Here is an 11,585-nt window from a genome sequence, read left to right on the forward strand (position 1 = left end):
GATAAAAATAAACAAGAAACGCCCATTTTCTAAATAAATGTTTAAACTTTACTGTAATGATAGTAGTAGTTAATATTTTTAAATCAATGATTTGCATGTTGAAAATTATTTAAACTCGATAATAGTTAAGGAATTTTTTAGTAGATTTTATTATCCCAACTAGTATCTATTTTTGTTTATGGATTGCTAACATTTAATCTTTATTTTTTGAAGATCTTAAAGCTTTATAATATGAGCAAATTCTAATGACTGATAAAGATTAATTAGCTTAAAATATTTTTTGGAGATTAAAGCTTATTCTCATTTATTTAATATTTATACTTTAAGTTTATATCATTAGTTCAAATTTCTAATTAAGCCGTTATTACTTATTTAGACCTTATTCCTAAACAATATTCTTATTTAAAGCCAAAATCATTATTTTTAACAAAAGTACCACTGAGCCTAAATCATGAATGACAATCTTTTGAACGATAGCAATAACACTGTAACTTCTCCCACTAAAACAGACATTTCCCATATCTATGAGTTTTTAAGTGTACCTACGCCTAAGGCTTGGCTTGATCAAGCAGTTAATAATCTGCCACTTCTCATTCAAGATCATGCCAATTGTGAGAAGAAAGCGGCAGGAACCGCGATGAACCTAATATTCCGTTATGAATTCCATCAAGACTTGCAATTAAAATTGGCTCAACTAATTCGTGAAGAGATGCTTCATTATGAGCAAGTGGTGGGTATTATGGAGGAATGTGGTCAAAAATGGCAGCACTTGACAGCCAGCCGTTATGCTAAAGGCATGCTTCAACATAAACGTACTTACGAACCTGCAGCTATGATCGATATATTAATTATTGGAGCTTTTATTGAAGCTCGGTCTTGTGAACGTTTTGCCGCTTTAAGTGAAGTGATAGATGATGAGCGTTTGGCAAGGTATTACCGCTATCTTTTAAAATCTGAAAGCCGTCATTACGAAGACTACCTTACTCTTGCACGTTCACTAGAGCCGAATCAAACGTTAGATGTAGATATTGATACCTTATTTAAAACGAAAAATAGCAGTATTAATAAAGATGAAGAGACTATAAATATTGATGAGCGTATTGAATTTTTTAGGCAGATTGAAGCTGAATTAATCACTTCCCCTGATAAAGAGTTAAGGTTTCATAGTGGTGTGCCTGAAGCTATGTAAATTATTTGAACTAATTAAGTCTGATCAAGTTTATTAAAGATATTTAGTTCTAACTTTGAATGCATTAGATATCTTTATAGGATATTGAATGATTAACTTATTAAGCTTACAATTATTCAATCAAAAATTTAGCTATAAAAAAGCCTACTTTATAAAGTAGGCTTTAAAACAATAAAGTAGATGCTAAAACAAAGAAAGTATATCAAGCTATTGAACCGTATAAAATTTGAATAATAAACGAGAATAACTTTAATGTAAGTTATAAAGATTATTTCAAATCTTCATTTAAAACACGAGTTTGAGCATTATCGATAGTAGCATATCTATTATAATCAGTTATTTCGTCACTTTGAGGCTTGTCAGTTCCTGTAGTGTCTTCATTGATATTATCGTCAAATGGTGTACCACCTTCATGGTCTCTTCTGTCTGGTTGGCGAGCAGGATTGTCTCCAGGCTTAACATGCTCACTTGCTATATAATTATCTTTTAAGGTCTCAGTGCCTTTGTGTTCTGGATTATCTTCAAACTTACTTTCTTTAGCATCAAATTCATTAATCTTATTTGTATCAGTAGTATTAACTGTATTATTGGTATCAGTAGTATCAGAGACAGTCTCAGTTGAGGAATTATCAATCCGCGTTTTAGATAGATTAGGATCTTTAGTTTGCATAGTAATACCCTTGATTTATGTTGAATTTTTATTATTAGGAATACTGCTAAAATAAGAGCAGGTAAAATAAGAGCAAGTTTTAATTAATAATCCATATTATCTAATATATAAATGAATTATAAATATTTAATACATCAAAATATAACAGCTGAACAAAGTTAATCTTAATCATGTCTTCCTAAATCAAAAGCATTTAACTCGCCAACATTTTTACCAGCTGGAGGCAAACCACTATCTTGATCACGAGTATCTACATATACATCATCTGTTTCTTGTGACTTTTGCTGTGGACCACTAATATCAGGCTCATGTTTAGTGCCTTCATAGCTTCCAGCTTCTAAATCACCTTTATCCGAAGTCTTAGCGGTTTGGTCTATAGAAGGTGCTTCAGAAATGTCAACTTCTGAAGTACGTTCCTCTTTTACTATACGCTCTTCATCTAAATCATTAATTCTATCATCTACTACTTTTATGGTTTGATTAATAGACATAATATTCTCTTTAGTTATTTAACAGTTTAAAGGTAACCAATTATCAAAATATCAATTCGTTTTTTAAAATAAGACTACTTATCAGTACGTAGTTCATCATCAATAAAAGGGGTTTGTTCTTCATCTGATAAAGGCTCAGGTTTAGAATCCAAATCATTTGATTTGAGATTTTTATTGACTTCACTAGGACTAACTTCATCTAAAGCTTTTTCAATATCTGTTTTATTGTTGCTATTATTCATAATCATATCCTTTTTCATTTATTCAGCTAATATATTTAGCTTTATGTATATTAAGCTTTATGGTTTTCTTAACTAAAATTTTTTTTGATAAGTTTGACATACTCTTGTAATAGAATCGGCATAGTTAGAAAAAAATTAGTTGATAATATAATATAACCAAAGATCTATAACTGACTATTAGAAACACGTAGCTTTGTGTTTACTTATGTTGAAAAAAAAGCAACTTTGTTAATCAAAGTTGCTTTTATTAATTACAAATTATGCTATCTCAAATCTGTTATAAACAAATTCTAAAGTATTATAACGTTAAATAATTAAATATTTAGTTGCAATAACGTTTAATCTTCAACGTAAACCTAGACGTTAATGATCTTTTGTAATAGATAATCTTGAGCAATAAAAGGTGCTTCGCCTGCTTTAGGTTGAATAGCATGCCAAGTGCCATCGCCTTTTAATTGCCATGCTTGAACATTATCCTTTAGATAGCTAATAAGACCATCTTGATATACTCGCTTGAATAAATTTGGATCTTCTACAGGAAAAGCGACCTCCACCCTATGAAATAAGTTACGACTCATCCAGTCAGCGCTACCACAATACAACCGCTCATTACCGCCATTATAGAAGTAATAAACTCGAGTATGCTCTAAAAAACGACCTATCACTGAGCGGACAGTAATGTTCTCAGATAAGCCTTTAACTTGAGGACGGATACAACTCATTGAGCGTAAAATCAGTTCAATTTTTACACCCGCTTGAGAAGCGTCATACAACTTATCTATTAATTTTCGTTCTGTTAGTGCGTTACATTTCACAATGATATGTGCTTTTTTACCCGCTTTGGCATTTGCAATCTCATCCTCGATGAAAGACATCAATTTAGTATGCAAAGTAAATGGCGCATGAAGCACTTTATTAACATTAGCCGCTTTGCCCATGCCTGTTAACTCTTGAAAAATCTTATGCACATCTTCAGATATTTCTGGATCAGCTGTAAATAGGCCATAGTCGGTATAGGCTTTAGCATTTCCTTCATGATAATTACCCGTTCCTAAATGAACATAACGGCGAATTTTATTGTCTTCACGGCGCACAATTAGCATTAGTTTTGCATGAGTTTTATACCCAACTATACCATAGACCACAACCGCCCCAGCTTCTTGTAGCATGTTAGCCACTTCTATATTTGAAGCCTCATCAAATCGAGCTCGAAGCTCAATAATTGCAGTTACTTCTTTACCATTTCTAGCTGCTGCAGCTAGTGCCTTAACAATTTCAGAGTTCTTACCAGAGCGATACAATGTCTGCTTAATAGCCAATACTTTAGGATCATTTGCTGCCTGCCAAATCATATTTACAACAGGATGAAATGATTCAAAAGGATGATGCACTAGCACATCAGCGCGACGAATAGCCGTAAATACGCTTTCGCCTTTATCAAATGACTCGCGCCTAAACGCCTTAGGAATTACATGTGAGAATGGTTCGAAACGTAGTTTAGGAATATCAAAGTCAAACAATAGCCGCGTTAGATTAACAGGTCCATTAACTCTATATAGCTGATTATCATGCAGTCCAAATTCATCTAACAAATAATCGCTGATTTCTTTTGGACAATTGGTCGTTACTTCAAGACGAACCTTGTCACCAAAACGGCGATTGTCTAACTCTCCTTGCAAGGCTTTGGCAATATCTTCCACATCATCAGAGAGTTCTAAATCTGCATTACGGGTCAATCGGAACTGATGACAACCTGTGACATTCATACCAGGGAACAGTTTACCAACATGCTCATGAATGACCGCTGATAACATAATGTGATGTTCTTTACCGTCAGTCAGCTCATCCGGTATACGAATCACGCGTGGCAGGCTACGTGGGGCTGGTACTACTGCTAGATTAATATCACGGCCGAAAGCATCTTTACCCTCTAAGCTCACCATAAAGTTTAGACTTTTATTGACCAAACGTGGGAATGGATGAGCTGGATCTATACTAATTGGGGTCAATACGGGCATAACCTGCTCAATAAAGTACTTCTTCATCCATTGTGATTGCTTATCATTAAGCTCATTACGTTTCAGATAGCGGATGTCTTCTTTTTCTAAAGCAGGCAATATTTCTTCGTTTAAAATACGATACTGTTCATCTATTGCAGTGTGAACTAGCTCAGATATTTTATTTAAAACTTCGTTAGGACGCATTTTATCTGGCTCATAAGACAGATTGCCATGATTCAATTGCTGCATCAAGCCAGCCACGCGAATTTCAAAAAACTCATCCATATTAGAGGAGAAGATAATTAAGAAAAACAAACGTTCTAATAAAGGATGACGCGGGTTAGTTGCTTGTGCCAATACCCTAAGATGAAACTGTAACCATGATAACTCACGATTGATATAGCAGTTAGGCGAATAAGTCCCATCTTCATAACGCTCCCAATCTAATGTTGTTAGCTCCGTCATAGAAGTGTTATCAACAGTGGTTGATACGGCCGTCTGTTGCTTGTCTTTAGCTTGAGCTTTTTGAGGGTCACTTTGATGTTTAGAATTAATGTTAGTCATAATGCAATTCGCCTTTTTCCATTATTATTTTTCGTTATAGTTTTTTTAAATTAAGAATATATAAAATACAATGGTAAATTTTAAGACAGGATGTTTATTTATAGATTTGATTCTTAGCTATTTTAACATCCAATTTTGACAAAGATGTTAAGGTAATACTGCATTACTCATACGGTGCATCACGATATGTTGCTTATTACGCAGTCGATTATCTCCCATATGTTTTTCAAAATACTTAGGATTGGTTAGCATACTAATAAGTAAAGCTGACTCATTTTTATTGAGCTTACTGGCAGGCTTATTAAAATAGTGTTTTGCTGCCTCCTCAATACCAAAGATACCATTACCAAATTCAGCAACGTTTAGATAAGCTGTTAAGATACGTTGCTTATCCCACATACCTTCAATCATTACGGTAATACTAGCCTCTAGCACTTTACGTACATAAGATCGGTGAGAGGTTAAAAATAAGTTTTTTGCCAATTGTTGGGTAATAGTTGATCCGCCAGCCGCAACCTTTCCTGAATTTTCATTCTTTTTCATCGCCGCTTCAATACCATCCATATCAAACCCGTGATGGGTTACAAATCGCGAGTCTTCGCTGACAATAGCAGCTTGCTTAGCAGACTTGGCAATGTTTTCATAATCGACCCAAGTTTGTCTTACCTCACCCCCACTTAAACGGTGACTCAACATAAACATAGTGTTATCAATAGGCTGGCTTTTCCAAAGTAATAAAAGTCCTGCGACAGAGACATAAAATGCCACTACCAACATTAATAATGCCCAAAAGACACGTTTTAAAAAAGTATAAAATGCCGTCATAGTTTTTGACTCGGCTTATGGTTAAAATAAAACAATGATAAACTAACTTGACGCTTACTGGTAGCGGTGTTTTCTTAAGGCTATTTTATCTAGCTATGATTACGACACCAATATTTAGTAGTATGATAGCGTTAAACTGTTTGATGGCTTTGGTCTATTTGATAGCTTAGTCTATTTGATAGTTATAAACCGTTGAAGGGTTCACTAGTTAACTAGTAAATTAATAGGATAACATTTTGACTGATATTCACTCGACTCGTCAGCTAATTAGCCAACAAGCCAAGCTTGATTGTATTGAAAATCGGAATACTTGGTTTTTATTAGGCACTATGGGCTGTCATTTGTGTGATGAAGCTGAAAATATGCTTAGGCTATTTTCTAGCGTGTCACCAGTAGTTATTGAAAAAATAGATATTATAGACTTCGATGAAGCGTTCTTGGCACAATATGCTTCTGTTATTCCGGTAATCATTACTAAGAGTCAGCAGCTAAATTATCCGTTTTCAGTTGTCGATTTACAGCGTGTTTATCAAAACGAATTGCTCTAATTATGTTATTTATTATTTGAGTTTAAGTAGCTTGAAATGAACTTATTAATTTGAATATTTAATGCTTATTGTGTATTTAATCAAACAGTATATGAAAAAGAGTTTTATCGAATTAACTTACTATATCGTTATAAAGATAGCTATTTATCTTTATAAAACCACTATTTTTATTTATGAATCGTTGTTAAGGATGACCGATGAAAGATTTAAAAAAAATAACCGAAATTGAAGATTTGCGGCGAGTAGCAGAACGTAAAGTACCCCGCATGTTTTATGACTATGTAGACTCTGGCTCATGGACCCAGACCACTTATCGCAATAATGAAACCGACTTTGATCGTATTAAATTGCGTCAAAGGGTACTGGTAGATATGGACAATCGTAGCCTCGCCACCTCAATGATTGGTGAAAAAGTCTCTATGCCTATTGCCATTGCTCCAACTGGCTTCACTGGAATGCTGTGGGCAAATGGAGAAATGCATGCCGCTAAAGCAGCCAAAGACTTTGGCATTCCCTTCTCGTTATCAACCATGAGTATTTGTTCTATTGAAGATGTGGCAGAGTACACCAATCATCCCTTTTGGTTTCAACTATATGTCATGCGTGATAAAGACTTTATGGCTAACCTTATTCGACGCGCCAAACAAGCCAATTGTTCAGCACTGATCTTAACAGCAGATCTACAAGTATTGGGGCAGCGTCATAAAGACATAAAAAACGGATTATCAGCGCCACCCAAACCTACCCTATCCAATATTTTAAATCTAATGACCAAGCCTGAATGGTGCTTTAACATGCTAGGCGCAAAAAGCCGAACTTTTGGCAACATTGTGGGTCATGCCAAAGGCGTTGGAGACTTATCATCTTTGTCTTCTTGGACCGCTGAACAGTTTGATCCAAGTTTAGGCTGGGATGATGTGGCTCGGATTAAGGATATGTGGGGCGGCAAGTTGATTATCAAAGGTATTATGGAGCCAGAAGACGCGGTTCTAGCGGCACGAAGTGGTGCAGATGCTATGGTAATTTCTAATCACGGTGGTCGTCAGTTGGATGGCGCGCCGTCTTCAATTGCATGCTTGTCTGAAATCGTACAAGCGGTACAGGCGGAGAACAGCAATATTGAGATCTGGTTAGACAGTGGCATTCGCTCCGGTCAAGATGTTTTAAAAGCCATTGCCCTTGGCGCTAAAGGTACTATGATTGGACGTTCCTTTTTATATGGATTGGGCGCTTATGGAGAAGATGGTGTACGGCGTGCATTGGAGATTTTATATAACGAATGCGATATCACCATGGCTTTTTGTGGGCGAACCCATATCGAAAATGTCACTGACGATATCTTAGTCAAAGGTACATACGAATACCTCAAAACTTCTAATCCTCAAGTTGAACCTATTCGCTGGGGCTAATGCTTTATTTGATTTAGTAGGGGATAAATGACAGTCCATACCAGTTTAAGTCAAGCTTAAAGCCTGATATAAACTGGTATTTTTTTGGTGATTTATAATAGTGTCATAGTTATCTATGAGATAGCAATACTATATGTTTAGCTATGCTAGAATAGTTGCATCTTGAGCTATTGAACCATATTATTTATGCCTATTACTACTTTAGCCCGCTTTGCTCCAATTACCTTGTTATTGCTTCTAAGCTTCATAGGTTTATTTGTCATTCAAATAGCTTCAGGCGTTGATATCAATGAGCCAAGCTTAAAGTCATTATTAAAATGGGGAGCCAACGCTCTGCCTTACACTATAGGCAACGAGCCTTGGCGTCTGATTAGCAGTGCTTTTTTGCACATTGGTTTAATGCATTTATTGTTTAACTGTTTTGCCATGTATTATTTCGGTCAGGCAGCTGAAGTAACTTTTGGTTCGGTCAAATTTTTACTGCTATTTTTGTTATCGGCTGTAGGTGGTAATTTATTAAATAGCTATATAACATGGTGGCAAATACTTCATTATAATGGAGTGCCAGGCGTTTCAGCAGGTGCATCAGGCGGTATTATGGGCATTGGTATGGCCCTGCTCATGGTGGAGCTGCTAAAGAAAATCTTGCCCAATTTTACTGCTAATGGTTCAAATACCCAATTAAAAAGTTTGGCCATTATAATGGCGATTAATCTTTTATACGGCTTTGCAGTACCTGGCATTGACAATGCTGGACATATCGGTGGTGCGGTAACCGGTGCGATCTTAGCTGTCGGCATTATGCTTGCCAAGCGATACTCTGTCAGTAGTGATAATTTTATATTTAAAGCCTTACCCTGGTTATTTTTTGCTATTATTGCGCTAATATTTTATAAGTTATGGCTAGACTTACATCTACTGATAGGGCTATAGTTAATTCAGCCAAAGTTATACCCTACACCTACTAAGATTTCTAATAATTAGAACTCTACTAAATAAAGAGTATTCCAATGACAATAGCTACTCATAGATTTTTAAATAAAACCCTATTTACCCTATCTTTAGGTATATTAACTTTCGCATCTAATATGGCACAAGCACAACCTAATACTCCCATGCTACCAGCTAGTGACAATGATAAATTGGGTCTACAGCTTGGGGTGAATGTTAGAGTGGATAGCACCGGCTATGATATGGATGGTAGTGATATTAGCGTACTACCTAGCCTATTTTATGATAACGGCAAATATTTTGCCCGTGGTAATCAATTGGGAACTTATTTAGTTAATGATGGCACCAATGAGGTTTTGGCCTTTGTTCAGCCGGGCGGAAGCACTTTCAATCCAGATGATGCAAAGGGTGAATTGGCTAAACTTGATAAAAGAAAATGGTCAGGTTTGGTAGGCGCTAGTTATATGCGTACGACACCCATAGGTGGCTTTCGTGCCCAGTTATCAACAGATTTTACTGGAGAAAGTAAGGGTACTGTTGGACGATTAAGTTATCTTGCCAAATTGACCCCTGGCAAATGGACTATCTATCCTAGTGCTGGGCTTGAATGGGTGGATAGTAACTATAACGAATATTATTATGGCATTAGTCAAAAAGAAGCCAACAAAACCAGTTTAGCCGCATATAAACCTGATTCAAGTGTTAGCCCTTATGTCAGTGTAAATGGCACTTTCAGTATTAATAAAGACTGGAACTTATTCTTGGGTCAGTCCGTGAATTTATTATCAAACGAACAGCGTGATAGCCTTATGGTTGATAGTCGTGTTGAATATTCAACCACGCTTGGACTACTGTATCAATTTTAATAGTTTCGTATCCGATATTTCATTGGTTCATATCAAGAGGATGATTTGTGCAACAAATTCAACATTCTGTCGGCGCTAAAAATGCTGGGGCTTATAATAACTTTGATGATGATTCAAAGTTTAGTGTCTCAGAAGTTTGGTCCTATGTTACCGGCAAGGTAAAATCTGTCTATAGTAAAGCTGCCAACTCTATCGATGATGAGTTTTCGTTGCCAGTTAGTCAGGATCAAGTGAATAGTGCTTTAAAAAAGTTTGTTACTGATAATGTTAGTCAAATTTTAGAAATTAAAGTTGAATTACATGATGATTGGTTTAGGCTTTTTTGTACCGTAGAGGTGTCAGGTATTTATGCTGAAGTGGCCAGTAATTTTGGCTTGGTACATGTACAGGTAGATCGTGATGTACAACGTTTAGTTTTCGCTCAGCAGACCAATACTGATGTACTAAAATTACGCTGTGATTCTTTTTTAAAGCGTAGTGGTATTAAATTTGTGATTTGGTTTTATCACAGTGTTCTAAAAAAAGACCCCTTAGGCTTTATTTTAAGTAAAATTAATATTGCTCGTCCTAAGGATAATATTATTTATCTTGATATTAATCGTTGGTTGAAACGCAATACCAAAATTATCAGTACTTTGCATAAGGTTCAGGTTAATTATGGCCTAGTTGAAGAAGAGCAGTTGCTTTTGAAAACTAAAGTTAATATAAGAGACTTATTAGCAAAAACTAATGAAGATGACATTATTACGCCAGATGATGAACCTGAATTATTAAAAGGTCCTACCAATCCTATTGGTGATGCCATCTCTCCTAGTCAAGAAGACTAAACGGACTATGTGCGCCATTGTACTTCATATAGTTACTTCAAAATTTTAAATATAAATGCCCCTTATTCTCTAAGGGGCATTTTTATGACTATAGCAACGAAAATCTTTGCTTACCAATAGTTTTCAACGGCAATATTACCCTCACCCCTTCGGTTCATCTCCAGTCCCATTTGTTTTAAAGTCTCTTTAGTATCTTCTACCATATCTGGATTACCACATAACATAATGTGGCTGTGCTCTTTATTTAATTTTTCAGAAGCTACTTGTTCTAATTCTCCACTTAGCAATAGCTCAGGTAGTCGTCTGTTTAATGCTCCAGCCACTTTTTCACGCGTAACAATAGGTATGAAAGTAAATTTAGCAGGATTGTCTACTAAGCCTCCAAAGTTGTCAGCTAAGGTTGTGATTAAATCCACGTAAGCCAACTCATTTTGATTGCGGGCACTGTATGCCAATATAATATGCTCATAGTCTTCCCATGTTTTTAGATCCTGAAGCATAGATAAAAATGGGGCTAGCCCGGTGCCAGTGCCAAGCAACCATAAGTCTTTTGGCAAAGGTTGTTGATAGCGAGCGAGTGTCAAAAAGCCAAATGGTGTAGTGTTTAACATCAGCTCATCACCGACTTCAAGATGTTGAAGTTGTGAAGTGAATGCGCCATTAGGGATAACAATTGAGAAAAATTCTAAATTGTCATCATAGGGAGATGAGACAATAGAATAAGCACGGTAAATAACCTCATTAATCACATTAGACTCTGGATTATCAATATGATATTTCAGCTGTTTAGGATTAACGCCTAAGCGGACAAACTGTCCTGCAGTAAATTTAAAACTTTCAGGGCGAGTTACCGTAAAGCTAAATAAAGTTGGCGTCCAAATGGTTTTGGACAATACTTTAACTTTTTGAATATTGTCAGAATTAGTGGTCATAATTTATTCTTTTTAATTACTTAGATTAACACATGAAGTGCAATATCAAATGACAGGTGAAAAAAAGACCT

The 11,585-nt window shown here is 35.7% G+C and carries 12 protein-coding genes; 6 read left to right on the top strand and 6 right to left on the bottom strand.

Annotated features, from left to right (window positions below; all coding sequences use genetic code 11):
* Positions 1-451: 451 nt before the first annotated feature.
* Complete coding sequence (locus QZ265_RS07085; RefSeq protein WP_296404764.1) at positions 452-1,189, top strand: tRNA-(ms[2]io[6]A)-hydroxylase; 738 nt, start codon at positions 452-454, stop codon at positions 1,187-1,189.
* 268 nt (positions 1,190-1,457) lie between these two features.
* Here the strand turns inward: QZ265_RS07085 and QZ265_RS07090 are convergent, their stop codons facing one another.
* The 5 genes from QZ265_RS07090 to mtgA form a co-directional block, all read right to left on the bottom strand.
* Entirely contained in the window at positions 1,458-1,859 is a 402-nt protein-coding gene (locus QZ265_RS07090; RefSeq protein ID WP_296404765.1) for a hypothetical protein, read from the bottom strand.
* A 164-nt stretch (positions 1,860-2,023) separates the two neighbouring features.
* Positions 2,024-2,350: a hypothetical protein gene (locus tag QZ265_RS07095; protein ID WP_296404767.1), complete on the bottom strand. Its 327-nt coding sequence runs from the start codon at positions 2,348-2,350 to the stop codon at positions 2,024-2,026.
* 74 nt (positions 2,351-2,424) lie between these two features.
* Positions 2,425-2,592 (bottom strand): hypothetical protein, encoded by a 168-nt coding sequence (locus QZ265_RS07100; protein ID WP_296404769.1) that lies wholly within the window; start codon positions 2,590-2,592, stop codon positions 2,425-2,427.
* Positions 2,593-2,948: 356 nt separating this feature from the next.
* Positions 2,949-5,057 carry a polyphosphate kinase 1 gene (gene ppk1, locus QZ265_RS07105; RefSeq protein ID WP_296404795.1) on the bottom strand — a complete coding sequence of 703 codons (2,109 nt, stop codon included), beginning with the start codon at positions 5,055-5,057 and terminating at the stop codon, positions 2,949-2,951.
* Between the two features lie 246 nt (positions 5,058-5,303).
* Positions 5,304-5,981: a monofunctional biosynthetic peptidoglycan transglycosylase gene (gene mtgA, locus QZ265_RS07110; RefSeq protein WP_296404771.1), complete on the bottom strand. Its 678-nt coding sequence runs from the start codon at positions 5,979-5,981 to the stop codon at positions 5,304-5,306.
* Between the two features lie 236 nt (positions 5,982-6,217).
* Between mtgA and QZ265_RS07115 the strand changes: the two genes are divergently transcribed.
* The 5 genes from QZ265_RS07115 to QZ265_RS07135 all read left to right on the top strand — a co-directional run bounded on the left by QZ265_RS07115 (position 6,218) and on the right by QZ265_RS07135 (position 10,582).
* Entirely contained in the window at positions 6,218-6,529 is a 312-nt protein-coding gene (locus QZ265_RS07115) for a glutaredoxin family protein (protein ID WP_296404772.1), read from the top strand.
* 197 nt (positions 6,530-6,726) lie between these two features.
* Positions 6,727-7,938: an alpha-hydroxy acid oxidase gene (locus QZ265_RS07120; RefSeq protein WP_296404775.1), complete on the top strand. Its 1,212-nt coding sequence runs from the start codon at positions 6,727-6,729 to the stop codon at positions 7,936-7,938.
* A gap of 186 nt (positions 7,939-8,124) precedes the next feature.
* Positions 8,125-8,871 carry a rhomboid family intramembrane serine protease gene (locus tag QZ265_RS07125; protein WP_296404777.1) on the top strand — a complete coding sequence of 249 codons (747 nt, stop codon included), beginning with the start codon at positions 8,125-8,127 and terminating at the stop codon, positions 8,869-8,871.
* 77 nt (positions 8,872-8,948) lie between these two features.
* Positions 8,949-9,755, top strand: a complete 807-nt coding sequence (locus QZ265_RS07130; protein ID WP_296404779.1) for a MipA/OmpV family protein — start codon at positions 8,949-8,951, stop codon at positions 9,753-9,755.
* A gap of 47 nt (positions 9,756-9,802) precedes the next feature.
* Entirely contained in the window at positions 9,803-10,582 is a 780-nt protein-coding gene (locus QZ265_RS07135; RefSeq protein WP_296404781.1) for a hypothetical protein, read from the top strand.
* A 110-nt stretch (positions 10,583-10,692) separates the two neighbouring features.
* Here QZ265_RS07135 and QZ265_RS07140 read toward each other — a convergent pair whose 3' ends face one another.
* The gene (locus tag QZ265_RS07140) at positions 10,693-11,514 is read right to left on the bottom strand and encodes a ferredoxin--NADP reductase (protein WP_296404793.1); all 822 of its coding nucleotides are present in this window, start codon (positions 11,512-11,514) and stop codon (positions 10,693-10,695) included.
* Positions 11,515-11,585: the final 71 nt, after the last annotated feature.

Origin of the sequence: Psychrobacter sp., assembly GCF_018260395.1 — a bacterium.
Classification (GTDB): Bacteria; Pseudomonadota; Gammaproteobacteria; order Pseudomonadales; family Moraxellaceae; genus Psychrobacter.